General features: G+C 67.0%; 16 protein-coding genes. 4 read left to right on the top strand and 12 right to left on the bottom strand.

All coding sequences use genetic code 11. The features are described 5' to 3' along the window. Positions 1-265: 265 nt before the first annotated feature. The 4 genes from JFY56_RS12665 to JFY56_RS12650 are packed head-to-tail and all read right to left on the bottom strand — an operon-like array spanning position 266 to position 3,893. The gene (locus JFY56_RS12665; protein WP_208314108.1) at positions 266-1,351 is read right to left on the bottom strand and encodes an ABC transporter permease; all 1,086 of its coding nucleotides are present in this window, start codon (positions 1,349-1,351) and stop codon (positions 266-268) included. Further along, positions 1,348-2,286 (bottom strand): ABC transporter ATP-binding protein, encoded by a 939-nt coding sequence (locus JFY56_RS12660; RefSeq protein ID WP_208314107.1) that lies wholly within the window; start codon positions 2,284-2,286, stop codon positions 1,348-1,350. Before JFY56_RS12660 ends, JFY56_RS12665 begins: the two co-directional genes overlap by 4 nt. After that, entirely contained in the window at positions 2,273-3,238 is a 966-nt protein-coding gene (locus tag JFY56_RS12655; RefSeq protein WP_208314106.1) for an HlyD family secretion protein, read from the bottom strand. The genes JFY56_RS12660 and JFY56_RS12655 overlap by 14 nt, the downstream gene beginning before the upstream one ends. Then, positions 3,228-3,893 carry a TetR/AcrR family transcriptional regulator gene (locus tag JFY56_RS12650; protein ID WP_208314105.1) on the bottom strand — a complete coding sequence of 222 codons (666 nt, stop codon included), beginning with the start codon at positions 3,891-3,893 and terminating at the stop codon, positions 3,228-3,230. The genes JFY56_RS12655 and JFY56_RS12650 overlap by 11 nt, the downstream gene beginning before the upstream one ends. A 91-nt stretch (positions 3,894-3,984) precedes the next feature. Between JFY56_RS12650 and JFY56_RS12645 the strand changes: the two genes are divergently transcribed. The 4 genes from JFY56_RS12645 to JFY56_RS12630 all read left to right on the top strand — a co-directional run bounded on the left by JFY56_RS12645 (position 3,985) and on the right by JFY56_RS12630 (position 6,497). Then, a complete protein-coding gene (locus JFY56_RS12645) occupies positions 3,985-4,152 on the top strand; it encodes a hypothetical protein (protein WP_208314104.1) in 168 nt (55 codons plus the stop codon). A 97-nt stretch (positions 4,153-4,249) separates the two neighbouring features. Continuing rightward, entirely contained in the window at positions 4,250-4,699 is a 450-nt protein-coding gene (locus JFY56_RS12640) for a GNAT family N-acetyltransferase (RefSeq protein ID WP_208314103.1), read from the top strand. 14 nt (positions 4,700-4,713) lie between these two features. Continuing rightward, positions 4,714-5,391 (top strand): GNAT family N-acetyltransferase, encoded by a 678-nt coding sequence (locus tag JFY56_RS12635; protein WP_208314102.1) that lies wholly within the window; start codon positions 4,714-4,716, stop codon positions 5,389-5,391. 194 nt (positions 5,392-5,585) lie between these two features. Continuing rightward, entirely contained in the window at positions 5,586-6,497 is a 912-nt protein-coding gene (locus tag JFY56_RS12630; RefSeq protein WP_208314101.1) for a D-hexose-6-phosphate mutarotase, read from the top strand. A 161-nt stretch (positions 6,498-6,658) separates the two neighbouring features. Here JFY56_RS12630 and JFY56_RS12625 read toward each other — a convergent pair whose 3' ends face one another. The 8 genes from JFY56_RS12625 to JFY56_RS12590 form a co-directional block, all read right to left on the bottom strand. After that, complete coding sequence (locus JFY56_RS12625; RefSeq protein WP_208314100.1) at positions 6,659-6,952, bottom strand: cell division protein ZapA; 294 nt, start codon at positions 6,950-6,952, stop codon at positions 6,659-6,661. Beyond that, a complete protein-coding gene (locus JFY56_RS12620; RefSeq protein ID WP_208314099.1) occupies positions 6,949-7,179 on the bottom strand; it encodes a hypothetical protein in 231 nt (76 codons plus the stop codon). The genes JFY56_RS12625 and JFY56_RS12620 overlap by 4 nt, the downstream gene beginning before the upstream one ends. Positions 7,180-7,417: 238 nt before the next feature. Further along, positions 7,418-8,191, bottom strand: a complete 774-nt coding sequence (gene etfB, locus JFY56_RS12615) for an electron transfer flavoprotein subunit beta (protein WP_208314098.1) — start codon at positions 8,189-8,191, stop codon at positions 7,418-7,420. A 113-nt stretch (positions 8,192-8,304) separates the two neighbouring features. Beyond that, on the bottom strand, positions 8,305-9,537 hold the full coding sequence (gene etfA, locus JFY56_RS12610; RefSeq protein WP_208314097.1) for an electron transfer flavoprotein subunit alpha: 1,233 nt from the start codon (positions 9,535-9,537) through the stop codon (positions 8,305-8,307). Between the two features lie 148 nt (positions 9,538-9,685). Further along, complete coding sequence (dgcB, locus tag JFY56_RS12605; protein WP_208314096.1) at positions 9,686-11,650, bottom strand: dimethylglycine demethylation protein DgcB; 1,965 nt, start codon at positions 11,648-11,650, stop codon at positions 9,686-9,688. A 110-nt stretch (positions 11,651-11,760) separates the two neighbouring features. Then, positions 11,761-13,821, bottom strand: a complete 2,061-nt coding sequence (gene dgcA, locus JFY56_RS12600) for a dimethylglycine demethylation protein DgcA (protein ID WP_208314095.1) — start codon at positions 13,819-13,821, stop codon at positions 11,761-11,763. A gap of 67 nt (positions 13,822-13,888) precedes the next feature. Then, positions 13,889-14,419, bottom strand: coding sequence for a DUF5943 domain-containing protein (locus tag JFY56_RS12595; RefSeq protein ID WP_208314094.1), 531 nt, complete (start codon positions 14,417-14,419; stop codon positions 13,889-13,891). A 147-nt stretch (positions 14,420-14,566) separates the two neighbouring features. After that, positions 14,567-15,544: a dipeptidase gene (locus JFY56_RS12590; protein ID WP_208314093.1), complete on the bottom strand. Its 978-nt coding sequence runs from the start codon at positions 15,542-15,544 to the stop codon at positions 14,567-14,569. Positions 15,545-15,927: the final 383 nt, after the last annotated feature.

Genomic DNA, 15,927 nt, shown 5'->3' with positions numbered 1-15,927 from the left:
TCTTTTTCCGTAGGGCGGGTGCAACCCGCCAAAAATGGCGCCGATATTGGCGGGTTGCACCCGCCCTACGCGCTACCCTGCATCGGCGCGATGCCTTCCCCCTCACCCTAACCCTCTCCCTCAAGGGAGAGGGAACCGTTCGTAGCCGCCGGCTGGCACGACATGCAACCCAACACCGTTGCGCCCCCTCTCCCTCTGGGAGAGGGTTGGGGTGAGGGAGTCACAACGCCAAGGTTTCCGTCGAAGCGCGGGAATAGCGAGCACCTCAATCCAACCGCTTGTGCACCCTTGTCACCGCGATGCCCATCATCAACACGCTGAACACCCCCAGCGCCGCCAGCTCCGGCCACATCTCCAGCAGACCGGCGTTGCGCAGCATGATCCCCCGCGCCAGCCTGAGGAAATGGGTGAGCGGCAGCGCCTCGGCGATCCACTGCGCCACCTTCGGCATGCCGGCGAAGGGGAACATGAAGCCGGACAGCAGCACCTGCGGCAGGAAGGTGAAGAAGGCCATCTGCATCGCCTGGAACTGGCTGTCGGCGAAGGTGGAAAGGAATATCCCGAGGGTCAGGCTGGCGAAGATGAACACCAGCGAGGCGACGTACAGCTCCAGCAGCGAGCCGCGCACCGGCACCTCGAACAGCAGGCGGCCGACCAGCAGGATCACCGTCACCTGGATCAGGCCGATGCCGACGAAGGGCAGCACCTTGCCGATGGTCAGCTCCCACGGCGACACCGGCGTGGTGATGAGCATTTCCATGTTGCCGCGCTCGCGTTCGCGGACCAGGGCGATGGCGGTGAACAGCACCATGGTCATGGTCAGGATCACCCCGACCAGCCCCGGCACGGTGTTCAGCGGCGCCAGGCGCTCGGGGTTGTACAGGTTGACCACCGACACCCCGCTGGGCCGCTCCCAGCCCGGCAGCGGGTAGCTGGACAGCTGGCGGGCGGCGGCCTGCACGGTCTGGTCGGAGCCATCCACCACCAGTTGCAGCGGCGGGCGATCCGGGTCCTTGCGTTCGAGGCGTGCATCGTAGTCCGGCGGCACCACCAGCGCGCTGCTGATGCGGCCTTCGCGCAGCATCTCGTCGACCTGCTGCGGCGTGGACAGCCGGTAGCGCAGCTGGATCACCTGGCTGGAAGCGATTTCCTGCACCGCCTCGCGGGAGCGCGCGGTGTTGGCCTGGTCCAGCACCGCCGCGTCGAGGCCGCGCACGTCGAGATTGATGGCGTAGCCGAACAGCACCAGCTGCATGATCGGAGTGCCGGCGATCATGGCGAAGGTCAGACGGTCGCGGCGCAGCTGGCGCAGTTCCTTGACCACGATGGCGAGCATCCGCCGCAGGTTCATTCGGCCTCCCTGCGCGCCGGGCGGGTGACGCTGACGAACACGTCTTCCAGGTTGGGATCGGCGCTTTCCACCCGTGCCTCAATGCCCTGCTGATGCAATCGACGGGCGATATCCTCGACCGCATTGGGATCGTCGCTGAGCACCCGCAGCGAGGCGCCGATCTGCGCCATGGCGACCACTTCCGGCTGGCCTTGCAGCGCCTTCTGCGCCAGTCGCGGCTGGTCGCATTCCACCAGCAGTGGGCGGCCGGGCAAGGCGTCCATCAGCTCACGCGGGCTGCCGTCGGCGACCAGCCGGCCGGCGTCGAGGATGCCCAGGCGCGTGCAGCGTTCGGCCTCGTCCATGTAGTGGGTGGAGACCAGCAGCGTGGTGCCGGCGTCGGCCAGTTCGAACAGAGAATCCCAGAATTCCCGGCGCGACTGCGGATCGACCGCGCTGGTCGGCTCGTCGAGCAGCAGCAGGTCGGGCTTGTGCAGCACCGCGCCGGCCAGCGCCAGGCGCTGTTTTTGCCCGCCGCTCAGGGTCCCCGCCAGTTGCTCGCGGCGGTCGCTGAGCCAGTAGCGTTCGAGCAGTTCGTCGATACGCTGGCGTGCCGCGCCGCGTTTCAGGCCCTGCACGCTGGCGAGGAAATCGAGGTTCTCGCCAACGGTGAGGTCCTCGTACAGCGAAAACTTCTGCGTCATGTAGCCGATGCGCCGCTTCAGCGCCTCGGCGTCCTTCGGGATACGGTAGCCGAGCACCTCGATCTCGCCTTCGCTGGGCAGCAGCAGGCCGCAGAGCATGCGGATGGTGGTGGACTTGCCGCAGCCGTTGGGGCCGAGGAAGCCGAACACTTCGGCGCGATCGACGCGCAGGTCGAGATGGTCGACCGCGGTGAGCTGGCCGAAACGCTTGGTCAGCCCCGTGGCGTGGATGACCGGGTCATTGCCGTTCATCGTCGATGCGCTCGGCGCTCAGCGGGAGACCGGCGGGCAGGCGGCGCGCGCCCTCGCCTTCCAGCACGGCCTCGGCGCGGTAGACCAGGCGGCTGGCGTCATCGCCGGTGAGGGCGAAGTACGGCGTGAAGCTGGATTCGCTGCGGATGCTGCGCAGCTTCGCCTCGAAGGGCTGCTCGACACCTTCGACATGAATCCGCACACGGCTGCCGACCTCCACCTGGGCGCGGATCGAGGCGGGGATGAACAGCCGCGCATAGGGCACATCGCCGACCAGCAGGCTGACCACCTCGGCGCCTTCCGGCGGCTGGTCGCCCGGTTTGAACGGCAGCGAATCGACCACCCCGTCGCGCGGCGCGCGCACGCTGAGGTGCTGGCGGGTGACTTCCAGATGGGCGAGGTTGCCCTGCGCCGCTTCGAGGGCCGCGCGGGCCTGTTCGATCTGTTCCGGGCGGGTGCCGTTGGTCAGCTCGCGCAGGCGCGCCTCGGCATTCCTGCTCTCGTTGCGCGCCTGGTCGCGGGTGGCGCGGATGCGGTCCAGCTCGGCGATGGCGACCATGCCGCGCTTGTACATCTGTTCGATACGCGGGAAGTTGCGCTCGGCATCGGTCTGCGCGGCGCGAGCCCGGGCCAGGGTGGCGCGGGCGGCGTCGATTTCCTCGCTGCGCGCGCCATTGCTCATCTCGTCGAAGCGCGCCTGGGCCTGGGCCACCTGGCCACGCGCCTGGGCGACCTGGGCATCCAGCCGGCGCGGGTCGAGTTCCAGCAGCAATTGCCCGGCCTTGACGGTGTCTCCCTCGGCGACATCCCAGCGCAGGATGGTTTCCGAGGATTCGGCGGGGATGCCGACGCGGTCCCACTCCAGGGTGCCGAGCAGTTCCGGATCGCCGTTGCCACCGCAGCCGGCGAGCGCCAGCAGCAGTCCGAATAACAGGCAACGATCAGCGCGCATCGGCAACCTCCAGGCCCTGGGCCAGCAGCGTGAGGGTGTGGCGTATCAGCGCCTCGTCGTCGATCTCCGGGGCGTTGAAGATGTTCCGCCAGAGTGGCGCCGAGGCGTAGGGCAGCAGGGTCAGGCCGATCAGCGACACCACCAGCAGGCGCGGATCGACACCGGGATTCAGCACGCCCCGCCCCTGCGCCTCGGCGAAACGCCGGGCCAGCAGTTGCGGCACCATCGGCGCGAAGCGGGTGGGCAGCAGGTCGCGCAGCACGCCGCCCTCGCAGAGGATCTCGCGCACCCACAGCGGCGGCAGCCAGGGGTTCTGGCGGATGTTCGCGCTCATCCCGCGGACGAAGGCGGCGACCAGCTGGTGCGGATCGTCGCCGGCCTGCTGCAGGCGCTCGCCCATGCCCTGCATCAGCGGCAGCAGGCGCTCCTCCACCACCGCATCGACCAGCCGTTCCTTGTTGCCGAAGTAGTAATTCACCAGCGCCGGCGTCACCCCGCACTGCTGGGCGATGGCGCGCAGGCTGGTGGCGTGGATGCCGCGATGGGCGAAGCTGTCGACGGCGGCATCGAGCAGGCGCTGGCGCAGGTCGCCGGCGTCCGCCAGGGGACGGCCGGGCGCGCGTGGCGCGGATTTGCCGGGTTTGTCCTGTTTCATGAGGACTATTTAAATATACGTTTAATTAAATGCAAGGCGACCGGTCGTCACGGGCTATGGTTTCTGACGAACGCGCCACGAGGAATGCTCCATGAACGAGCCGCGCGACTGGTGCCTGCTGCGCCTGGACGACAACGGCAACGAGTTCGTCATGCAACGGGGTCTGACTCGGGAAGAGGCCGAGGCGCTGGCGCGGGAATACCAGGCGCGCGGGCACAAGCAGATGTATTGGGTGCGGCGGGAGAAGCAGGACAGGTAGCGGCGCGGCTGTGAATCCAAGTGTTTATCCACAACTGTACCTTCAACGGTTGCGGAGGCCGGGCTAGGCTGTGGAATCACGCCATCGAGGTGCTTCCATGTCCGCCGATATCGAAATCCGCCCCGTCACCGCCGACGACCACGCCGCCTGGCTGCAGCTCTGGCAGGGTTACCAGCGCTTCTACAACACCGAGATCAACGAGGAGACCAGCGCCGTGACCTGGCAGCGCTTCCTCGACCCGGCCGAGCCGATGCACGCCGCCCTCGCCTGGCAGGATGGCCAGGCCGTCGGCATGGTGCACTGGATCTTCCACCGCTCCACCTGGACCGTCGGCGACTACTGCTACCTGCAGGACCTGTTCGTCGCCAAGGGCCTGCGCGGCGGCGGCGTGGGCCGCAAGCTGATCGAGTACGTCTACGCCCAGGCCAGCGCGCAGGGCGCCTCGCGTGTGCACTGGCTGACCCACGAGACCAACGCCACCGCCATGCTGCTCTACGAGCGCATCGCCCAGCGTTCCGGCTTCGTCCAGTACCGCAAGCTGCTGTGACCGGGAGACCCGCCATGTCCGAACAAGCCGCGCTGCACTGGCAGCCCGTCGCCGCACCTGCTCGCGAATCCCTGCCGGGCCGCTACGTGAACCTCGAACCCCTCGACACCAGCCGTCACGGCGACGATCTGTGGCTGGCGCTGCAAGGTCCGGACTCCGATCCGGTGCTATGGGATTACCTGCCCTATGGTCCCTTCCCCGAGCGCGCGGCGTTCGATGCCTGGATCGCCGGCAATGCGGCGAGCGCCGATCCGCAGTTCTACGCGGTGATCGGCAAGACCTCGCAGCGCTGCGTCGGCCTGCTGAGCTTCCTGCGCATCGTGCCGAAGGACGGCTGCATCGAGATCGGTCATATTGCCTTCGGCCGGGTGATGCAGCGCTCGCCGGGCTCCACCGAGGCGGTCTACCTGCTGGCGAAGCGCGCATTCGATCTCGGCTACCGGCGCCTGGAGTGGAAGTGCAATTCGCTCAACGCCCGCTCCATGCGCGCCGCCGAACGCCTCGGCTTCACCTACGAAGGCACGTTCCGCCAGCACATGGTGGTCAAGGACCGCAACCGCGACAGCGCCTGGTTCTCCATCCTCGACAGCGAATGGCCGGTGCGGCAGCGGGCGTTCGAGGGGTGGTTGAGCGCGGAGAACTTCGATGGGGAGGGGAGGCAGAAGCGGCGGTTGGAGGATTTGCGCTCATAACCCGGACCGAGCGACGCAGAACGTAGGGTGGACAACGCGAAGCTTGTCCACCTTTTGCTTCGACATGCCGCCCTGGTGGAAAACGCTTCGCGGTTTTCCACCCTACCGGTAAAGCGACACCTCCGCCTTTTCCCTGCCCCCTCGCCAAAGATCGGTGATACTTAGGGTTTCCCCATGCTGTTGTGGAGACCGCCATGAGCACCGAATTCCAGACCCCGCGCGTCGAACAGGTGCAGATCGACGAACTGCCCTGCTGGCGCATCCATACCGCCCATGGCGAGGCCCTGATCGCGCAGCAGGGCGCGCAACTGCTCAGCTACCAGCCGCACGAGCAGCAGCCGCTCGTGTGGCTGAGCGAGAGCGCCGAGTACAAGCACGGCCAGTCGGTGCGCGGCGGTGTGCCGGTGTGCTGGCCGTGGTTCGGCAACATCTCGATGAACCCGGTGGAAGTGCGCGGCATGGTCGAGGGCGAGAGCGGACCGGCGCACGGCCTGGTACGCGGCGTCGACTGGGAACTGGAAGACATCGCCGACGAACTGGGCGAACTCACCGTGCATTTCCGCCTCAACGCGCCCCACGGCCTGCCCGGTTGGCCGCACGCCGCCGAGGTGAGCCTGGCGATGCGTTTCGGCGAACACCTGAAGCTGGAACTGACCACCCACAACCACGGCGACAAACCGCTGGCGATCAGCCAGGCGCTGCACACCTACTTCGCCGTCAGCGACAGCCGCGAAGTGACCGTCGACGGCCTGCAGGGCGCACGCTACATCGAGACCCTGGAGAACTGGGAAGAACGCCAGCAGCACGGAGTGGTGCGCTTCACTGGCGAGACCGACCGCATCTACCTCGGCCTCGACAAGCCGCTGGTGATCCACGATCCGCAATGGCAGCGCGCCATCCACATCCAGGCCAGCCATTCGCGCTCGGCGGTGGTGTGGAACCCGTGGATCGACAAGTCCGCCCGCCTCTCGCAATTCCCCGACGACGCCTGGCAGCGGATGCTCTGCATCGAGACGGCGCGGGTGTGGGACGACGTGCTGAACATCGCGCCGGGGCGCAGCGAGACGATGAGTGTGGAAATCTGGAGCGAGGGGCTCGACGCCTGATTCCACCACAATGCGGTGGACAAGCAGAGCGTTGTCCACCCTACGCCATCACCTGTAGGAGCCAGCTTGCTGGCGATCCGAGCGTCATGCAGGCGCGGAGTTGCCGGCGAGCACGGATGATCGCCAGCAAGCTGGCTCCTACCAAGAGCAAGAGCGCGGCGTTACGCGTCGAGGTGCTCGCGGATGCGCTCGTTAAGGACAGCGAGGCGTTCCTCGATCCCATCCAGATGCTCGTGCTGGTCGCTGCGCCCATCGATTTGCCGCGCACACAGATTGAGCGCCGAAAGCACCATCAGCTCATTGCTGGTGACATAGGGGAATTTCTTCTTGCTGGCGGCGAGCTCCGCCTGCAGCAGCGCGGCCGCGTCCTGCAGCATGCGCTCCTCGCCGGCGGGTGCCTTGATGCTGTATTCGCGGCCGAGGATGCGCAGCACGCGAACGCCGTCGCCGCTCATGCCTCGACGCGGCTGTCGCTTACGCGGCGGATCAGGGCCTGCAGGCGCGCGGCGGTGGCGCCGTGCTTCTCTTCCTGCTCCAGCATGGACAGCTGCAGGTTGTCGTTCTCTTCGCGGGCGGCTTGCAGTTGCTGCAGCAGTTCGCCATTGGCGGCGCTCAGCTGCTTGTTCTGCTGCAGCAGTTCGCCGATCAGTTGTTCCAGTTGTTCGAGGGTGGCGTCGAGCATGATCGTCTCCGGAGCCGTTGAATTCGCTGCGGAGGATAAAGAAAAGCGCCCTCTACGGCCAGAAAAACCGGGGCTTTCCGGACAAGGTGTATGCTGTCAATTCAATGGCTTATGAAGGAATTTTCGCGCTTTCTGTAGGACTTGCGCCAAGAATCAGGCTGACCTGTAGGGCGGGTGAAACCCGCCACGGCGGCACCACCAGGGTGGCGGGTTGCACCCGCCCTACGCCGGGACTCACCTAGCGAATCACACCCTCTTCCCGCAGCAGCTTGAAGATGGCTTCGGCGCCAGCTTCCGCCGAAAGGTCCTTGAGCACCTGGCCGGTGCCGCCGGAGGCCTTGGCGGTGGCGGCTTTCATGCGTTCCGCGCCGGTCTTCGCCTTGATCACCTTGAGCCGCTTCGGCCGTGGGCGCGCCGGTTGCAGGGTGCTTTCGGCGAGCAGCGCGTCCTCGACGATCTCCACCTCATGGGCCTCGATGAAGCCGCGGCGGGCCGGACCGAAGGCGCTCTGGCGGGCGACCGGCGCGGCGTTGTCGACACTGGCGAGGAACGGCAGGCGTACCTTGAGCCGGCGACGCTGGCCGCGCGGCAGGGCCTGGAGGACCTGGGCGCTGCCGTTCTCGACCTTCTCCACTTCGGCGAGGCCGACCACCAGCGGCCAGCCCAGTCGCTCAGCGAGAAGGAACGGCAGCATGCCGGAGCCTTCGCCGGTTTCCGCCTGGCTGCCGGTGAGCACCAGTTGCGCGTCGGTGCGGCCGAGGTATTCGGTGAGCGCCGGCAGTGCGTCGGCGCCGGCCGGTTGTTCCAGTACGGCGAGTTCGTCGAGGCCCATGCCGAGGTAGCTGCGCAGCGCCTCTTCCTGCGGGTTGCCGGCGTGCAGCACCTGCAGGCGCTTGCCAGCCAGGCGCAGGCCGAGCTCGACGGCGCGGGCGTCCTGCTCGGCGCGGCGGGCGCGGCCGGAGGCCGGGTGGGCGCCGATGGAGACCAGGGCGACGATGTTCAGGTCAGTCATGTCTGTTGCCTCGGAACGAATGGATCGTCGTTTCCCTCACCCCTGCCCTCTCCCAGAGGGAGAGGGGGTTTTCGTGCCGGCCGGAAGGCATGGAGCCAACCAAACGTGAGAAGTCAGGCTGCATCGCGGGCTGCTCCATTGCGGTATTCCTCGGCCAGGCGGATCAGCGCCTGGAGGATTGCCGACGAGTCGCCGATAACCGAGAGGTCGGCGCGTTTGATCATGTCGCAGCCCGGGTCCATGTTCACCGCCACCACCTTGTCGCAGGCGCCGATGCCCTGCAGGTGCTGGATGGCGCCGGAGATGCCCACGGCGAGATAGACCCGCGCGGTGACCCAGGTGCCGGTCGCGCCGACCTGACGGTTACGCGGCATATGACCGTCGTCCACCGCCACGCGGGAGGCGCCTTCGGTGGCGCCGAGGGCGACGGCGGCGCTGTGGAACAGATTCCAGTCCTTCACGCCGTTGCCGCCGGAAAGGATGAACTCCGCCTCGGCCATGGGAATCTGCGCCGGGTCCACGGCCACCGGGCCGAGGTCCTCGATGCGTGGCAGGTTGCGCGCGACGCTGCCGTCCAGTCCGACGCTGCGTGCTTCGTGGCGGGTCTCGCTGACCGGCTCGGCGCACTCGGCGGCAGCCAGGATCAGGCGCGGCAGCGGGCGCTGGATGTCCTGCTGGCCGGCGCCGGCACGGCCGGTGCAGCGTTCGCCCTCGGCCTGCCAGACGCGGGTCGCCGGGCGCTCGCCAAGGCTGGCGGCCAGCCGGCGGCCGAGTTCGCCGCCACCGGTGCGGCTGTCGGGCAGCAGCCAGTGGCGCGGGGTGAACTGGCCTTCCACCGCGCGCAGGGCGAGCACGCGCTGCTCCGGTGCATAGCCTTCGTATTCGCTGCCGTCGATCAGCAGCAGGCGGTCGACGCCGGCGGTGTCGAAGGCGGTTTCCTTGTGCTCGCCGAATACGACCGCCAGGACTGCGCCGTCGCTGCCGGCCAGCTTGCGGGCCAGGCCGAGCAGGTCGCGGTCGTGGCTGGAGAGGCGGCCGCCCACCATGTCCGGCACCACGGCGATGACGAAGGCCGGTTGCTCGACCACATGCAGCGGCAGCTGCACCACTTCCGGCGCGCTGGAGCGCTTGCCGACGGTGCCCTGCTGGCTGCCGGAGCGGTCGATCCGTTTGACTCCATTCGGCCCGATGAAGCCGACCGCGTGGGGGTTCTTGCGGACGACGCCGTTCGGGCCCATCCAGCGGGTTTCGCCGCCCTGCGCGGCCTGCATGGCCTGGTGCAGCGGGTGTAGGCGGTTGCGGGCGATCCACTCGGCGCGCGGGTCGCGGCGGATGATGTCGCTCATGCTTGGGTCTCCGTGCGGGCGATTGTCCCCTCACCCCAGCCCTCTCCCCAGGGAGAGGGGGTTGTCCGAGGTGCGATGTAGGGCGGGTGCAACCCGCCAATTCCGGCGATGGCGGGTTGCACCCGCCCTACGGGAGTCCGGTGTTTCATCAATGCACCTCCGCCACTTCACGCTTGGTCGATGCGGGCTTTTTTGACGGGGCATCCGCGTTTTCGAGCAGCACGTCGGCGACCAGTTCGGCGATGTCCTTGATCTCCGGGCGCGGGGCGACCACGCCTTCGAGCATCGCGGTGCACTGCGGGCAGCCGACCGCCACCAGTTCCGCGCCGGTCTCCTTGATGTCGACCATGCGCATGTCCGGAATCCGCTGCTTGCCGGGGATGTCGGTGATCGGCGCGCCGCCGCCACCGCCGCAGCAGCGCGAGCGGAAGCCGGAGCGTTGCATTTCCTTCACCTCGATGCCGATGGCCTTGAGCACGTTGCGCGGGGCCTCGTACTCGCCGTTGTAGCGGCCCAGGTAGCAGGGGTCGTGGTAGGTCACGCTGCCGCCCTTGTGCTGCCCGAGCGCCAGCGCGCCGGCTTCGACCAGTTCGTTGATGAAGGTGCTGTGGTGCTGCACCTCGTAGTTGCCGCCCAGCGCGCCGTACTCGTTCTTCAGCACGTGGAAGCTGTGCGGGTCGCAGCTGACGATCTTCTTGAAGCGGTACTGCGCCATGCTCGCGATATTGCGCTTGGCCAGTTGCTGGAAGGTAGCCTCGTCGCCCAGGCGACGGGCCACGTCGCCGCTGTCGCGCTCTTCCAGGCCGAGCACGGCGAAGTCGACATTGGCCGCGCGCATGACCTTGACGAAGGCGCGCAGGGTGCGCTGGTTGCGCATGTCGAAGGCGCCGTCGCCGACCCAGAACAGCACGTCGGCCTGCTTCTGCTCGCTCATCAGCGGCAGGTTCAGGTCCGCTGCCCAGTTCAGCCGGCCGCCGGGGGCGAAGCCGCCGGGGTTGTCGGTGGCGATCAGGTTTTCCAGCACCTCGGCGCCCTTGTTCGGGGTCGCCCCCTTCTCCAGGGTGAGGTGGCGGCGCATGTCGACGATGGCGTCGACGTGCTCGATCATCATCGGACATTCCTCGACGCAGGCGCGGCAGGTGGTGCAGGACCAGAGGGTCTCGGCATCCACCAGCGCCTTGCCTTCCAGCGAGACGATCGGCTGGTGCGGACCGCCGCTGTGCTCGCCGAGCGGTTTGCCCGGATAGGGAGAACCGGCGAACTTGGCGTCGTTGCCACCGGCCAGGCCGATGACCATGTCCTGGATCAGCTTCTTCGGGTTGAGCGGCTGGCCGGCGGCGAAGGCCGGGCACATGGCCTCGCACTTGCCGCACTGCACGCAGGCGTCGAAGCCGAGCAACTGGTTCCAGGTGAAATCGGTGGGCTTTTCCACGCCCAGTGGCGCCAGCGGATCGTTCAGGTCCAGCGCCTTGAGGCCGGTGGAGCGGCCGCCGCCGAAACGCTCGGCGCGGCGGTGCCAGGCCAGGTGCAGGGCACCGGCGAAGGCGTGCTTCATCGGGCCGCCCCAGGTCATGCCGAAGAACAGCTCGGACACGCCCCAGGCCACGCCGACCGCGAGGACCGCCGCGAGGAACCAGCCGCCGAAGCCTTCCGGAAGAATCCCGGCGACCGGCAATGTGGCGATGAAGAAGCTCACCGCGAACATCAGCAGGCTTTTCGGCAGACGCATCCACGGGCCTTTCGACAGCCGCGACGGCGGGTCGAGACGGCGTTTGGCGACGAACAGCGCGCCGACGAACATCAGCACGGTGGCCGCCAGCAGGGCGAAGCCGAGAATCCGGCTGTGCAGGCCGAAGCCGTGCACGACGATGGCCAGCACGGCGGCGAGGACGAAGCCGCCGGCGGTCGCCACGTGGGTCCTGGACATGTACTTGTCGCGCTCGACCACATGGTGCAGGTCCACCAGATAGCGGCGCGGCATCTTCATGAGGCCGCCGATCCAGTCGACCTTCGAGGGCCGGCCGCGACGCCACATGAGGAAGCGCTTCACGGCGCCCAGCACGGCAAGGCCGAGGGCAGCGAAGAGCAGGATGGGAAGGATGGTGTTGAGCATTTCTGGTCTCCCTACGGGACCTCAAGCGACAGCGGGCCAGTCCCCTCTCCCTATGGGAGAGGGGGCCGTCCGTGCCAGCCGGACAATTCAAACCCTTGCGGGGCGCGCTCTTAAAAGTCCTTGCAGAGCCGCAGGGCGTCGTAGATCGCCGCATGGGTGTTGCGCTGGGCCACGCAATCGCCGATGCGGAACAGCAGGTAGCCATCGCCCGACTCGGCGAGGCACGGCTGCGGCTTGATCGCGAACAGCGCCTCGAGGTCGATCTGGCCCTTGTTGCGCGAGCCCTGCTTGAGCGCGTAGTACAGCGTCTCGTCCGGGCGCACGCCGTTTTCCACGACGACCTGGTCGACCACCCGCTCTTCCTTGGCGCCGGTGTATTCGTTCTCCAGCACCGCCACCAGCTTGTCGCCTTCGCGGTAGACCTTCTCCAGCGCCAGGTCGCCGGTCATGATCACTTCCTTCGGGTACATGCTGCGGTAGTAGGTCGGGAAGGTAGTGCCGCCGATGGCCACGCCCGGCTTGATGTCGTCGGTGACGATCTCCACCTGGGAGCCCTTGTCGGCGAGGAAGTCCGCCACCGACATGCCGCTGAATTCGCAGATGGTGTCGTAGACCAGCACGTTCTTGCCCGGCGCGACCGTGCCGTCAAGGATGTCCCAGCTGCTGACCACCAGCCCTTCGGCGGCGCCCCAGTGTTCGTTCTGTTCGAGGAACGGATGGCCGCCGTTGGCCAGCACCACGATGTCCGGGCGCAGGTCGCGGATGGTGTCCGGATCGGCCGCGGTGCCCAGGCGCAGGTCGACGCCGAGGCGGGCGATCTCCAGCTGGTACCAGCGGGTGATGCCGGCGATCTGGTCGCGCTGCGGCGCCTTGGCGGCGGTGGTGATCTGGCCGCCGAGCTGGTCCTTCTTCTCGAACAGGGTGACGTCGTGGCCGCGCTCGGCGGCAACGCGCGCCGCTTCCATGCCGGCCGGTCCGCCGCCGACCACCACCACCTTGCGCTTCGGCCCGGTGGATTTCTCGATGATGTGCGGCACGCCCATGTACTCGCGGGAGGTCGCGGCGTTCTGGATGCACAGCACGTCGAGACCCTGGTACTGGCGGTCGATGCAGTAGTTGGCGCCGACGCACTGCTTGATCTGGTCGACCTGGCCCATCTTGATCTTGGCGATCAGGTGCGGGTCGGCGATGTGCGCGCGGGTCATGCCGACCATGTCCACGTAGCCGCCTTCGAGGATGCGCGTGGCCTGGTTCGGGTCCTTGATGTTCTGCGCGTGCAGCACCGGCACGTTGACCACTTCCTTGATGCCGGCCGCCAGGTGCAGGAACGGCTCCGGCGGGTAGGTCATGTTCGGGATGACGTTGGCCAGGGTGTTGTGGGTGTCGCAACCGGAGCCGACCACGCCGATGAAGTCGATCATGCCGGTGTCGCTGTAGTACTTGGCGATCTGCTTCATGTCCTCGTGGGACAGGCCGTCCGGGTGGAATTCGTCGCCGCAGATGCGCATGCCGACGCAGAAGTCGTCGCCGACTTCCTTGCGCACGGCCTTCAGCACTTCCAGGCCGAACTTCATGCGGCCTTCGAAGGTGCCGCCCCACTCGTCGGTACGCTTGTTGACGCGCGGGCTCCAGAACTGGTCGATCATGTGCTGGTGCACGGCGGACAGCTCGACGCCGTCCAGTCCGCCTTCCTTCGCGCGGCGGGCGGCCTGGGCGAAGTTGCCGATCACGCGCCAGATCTCTTCCGGCTCGATGGTCTTGCAGGTGGCGCGGTGCACGGGCTCGCGGATGCCCGACGGCGACATCAGGGTCGGCCAGTTGAAGCCGTCCCAGCGCGAGCGGCGGCCCATGTGGGTAATCTGGATCATGATCTTGGCGCCGTGCTTGTGCATGGCGTCGGCAAGATTCTGGAAGTGCGGAATGATGCGGTCGGTGGACAGGTTCACCGAGCTCCACCACTCCTGCGGGCTGTCGATGGCCACCACCGAGGAACCGCCGCAGATGGCCAGGCCGATGCCGCCCTTGGCCTTCTCCTCGTAGTACTTCACGTAGCGCTCGGTGGTCATGCCGCCATCGGTGGCGTAGACCTCGGCGTGTGCGGTGGAGAGCACGCGGTTGCGGATGGTCAGCTTGCCGATCTGGATCGGCTGGAACATTGCTTCGAAGGCCATTGCGGCATCCTCACGGAATCACTTTTTTGTCGTGGGGCGGTTCGCGGGCCGCGGCCCGCGCCGACTCTCAGAGGGGTTTGACGATGAACAGGCCGTCGTCGTGGCCTTCTTCCGCGCCGCTGTAGACCTGCTCGGCCACGGTGCGGATGCTGCTGCCACGGGCGGCGAGGATCTGGTCCATGGCGCCGGCGAACCAGCCGGTGAACATGTAGTCGACCTTGCGGTTGACCTTGCCGTACACGTAGACGAACGCGGAGTGCTTCAGGCGCACCTGGGCGGTGCCCTTGTCGAGGTCGATCTGCTCGATCTGGAACAGGCCCCAGCCGCGCTGGGACAGGCGCTTCATGTAGTGCTCGAACACCTCGACGCCGACCAGGCCGTGGCATTCGGCTTCCTTCTCGCACCAGTGCCAGGCGGACTTGTAGCCGGCCTTGTAGAGGATCGCCGCATAGCGCTCGGCGCCGATCTCTTCCTCGATCCCGATGTGGTTGTTGACGAAGAAGTGGCGCGGCACGTAGAGCATCGGCAGGGCGTCGGTGGTCCAGACGCCGGTTTCGCTGTCGACTTCGATGGGCAGTTCGGGTGCGTGTTTGGCCATGGTGTTCAGACTCCGTGATTCTGGGCCCACTGCGGGCTGCATTTGTCCCCTCTCCCTCTGGGAGAGGGTTAGGGTGAGGGATTCATGGCGTAAGAGCGGCAAGCCCTCACCCCGGCCCTCTCCCAGAGGGAGAGGGGGAAAAGCGGCTTACTCGCCCCAGACGTCCTTGAGCACGCGCACCCAGTTCTCGCCCATGACCTTGCGCACCACGCGCTCGGGCATGCCGCGCTTGAGCAGGGTTTCGGTGAGGTTGGGGAATTCGCCCACGGTGCGGATGCCCAGCGGGTTGACGATCTTGCCGAAGTTGGTCAGGCGGCGGGCGTAGCCCTTGTCGTGGGTCAGCCACTCGAAGAAGTCGGGGCCGTGGCCCTGGGTGAAGTCGGTGCCGATGCCGATGGCGTCCTCGCCGACCAGGTTCATCACGTACTCGATGGCCTCGGCATAGTCGTCGATGGTCGAGTCGATGCCCTTCTTCAGGAACGGCGCGAACATGGTCACGCCGACGAAACCGCCGTGGTCGGCGATGAACTTCAGTTCCTCGTCGGACTTGTTGCGCGGGTGTTCCTTGAGGCCGGACGGCAGACAGTGGGAGTAGCAGACCGGCTTCTTCGATTCGAGGATGACTTCCTCGGAGGTCTTGCTGCCGACGTGGGACAGGTCGCACATGATGCCGACGCGGTTCATCTCGGCGACGATCTCGCGGCCGAAGCCGGAGAGCCCGCCGTCGCGCTCGTAGCAGCCGGTGCCGACCAGGTTCTGGGTGTTGTAGCACATCTGCACGATGCCCACGCCGAGCTGCTTGAACACCTCGACGTAGCCGATCTGGTCCTCGAACGCATGGGCGTTCTGGAAGCCGAAGAGGATGCCGGTCTTGCCCTGCTCCTTGGCCTTGCGGATGTCGGCGGTGGTGCGCACCGGGATCACCAGGTCGCCGTTCTCGCGGATCAGCTTCTGGCTGGCGACGATGTTGTTCACCGTGGCCTGGAAGCCTTCCCACACCGAGACGGTGCAGTTCGCGGCAGTCAGGCCGCCCTTGCGCATGTCTTCGAACAGTTCGCGATTCCACTTGGCGATGATCAGACCGTCGATGACGATGCTGTCGGCGTGCACTTCTGCTGGGCTCATCTGGGCGTCCCTCTTGTCAGGCAAGGCTTGTCAGGCGCGCCGGTCTGTTGCCGACGCTTTGAGCCAGAATATCCCCGGTGCGACAGGCGACCCGCTTCGAAAACGACCAGGGTCGTACCGAAAGCGTCAAGGCGGCGACATGGGCGACAGCGTTTGCGTCGCGGGCGCACAAGGTGGGGGAAAAAGGCTTTTCGTAGGATGGGTTGTAGGAGCGGGCCATGCCCGCGATCGACCGATGCTTGAGGCATACCGTAGGGCGGGTGCAACCCGCCATTCATGGCGATGGCATGGCTTGGCGGGTTTCACCCGCCCTACACAGGGGGAAGGTCGTCAGCGCCGCCAGCAGGCGAACAGGTTCCACGCCACCAGGGCGGTGACGAAGG

Source organism: Pseudomonas schmalbachii (assembly GCF_017589465.1).
GTDB classification, from domain to species: Bacteria; Pseudomonadota; Gammaproteobacteria; order Pseudomonadales; family Pseudomonadaceae; genus Pseudomonas; species Pseudomonas schmalbachii.
The sequence above is the reverse complement of the archived record's forward strand: the minus strand, read 5'-3'. Positions and strand labels throughout refer to the sequence as shown.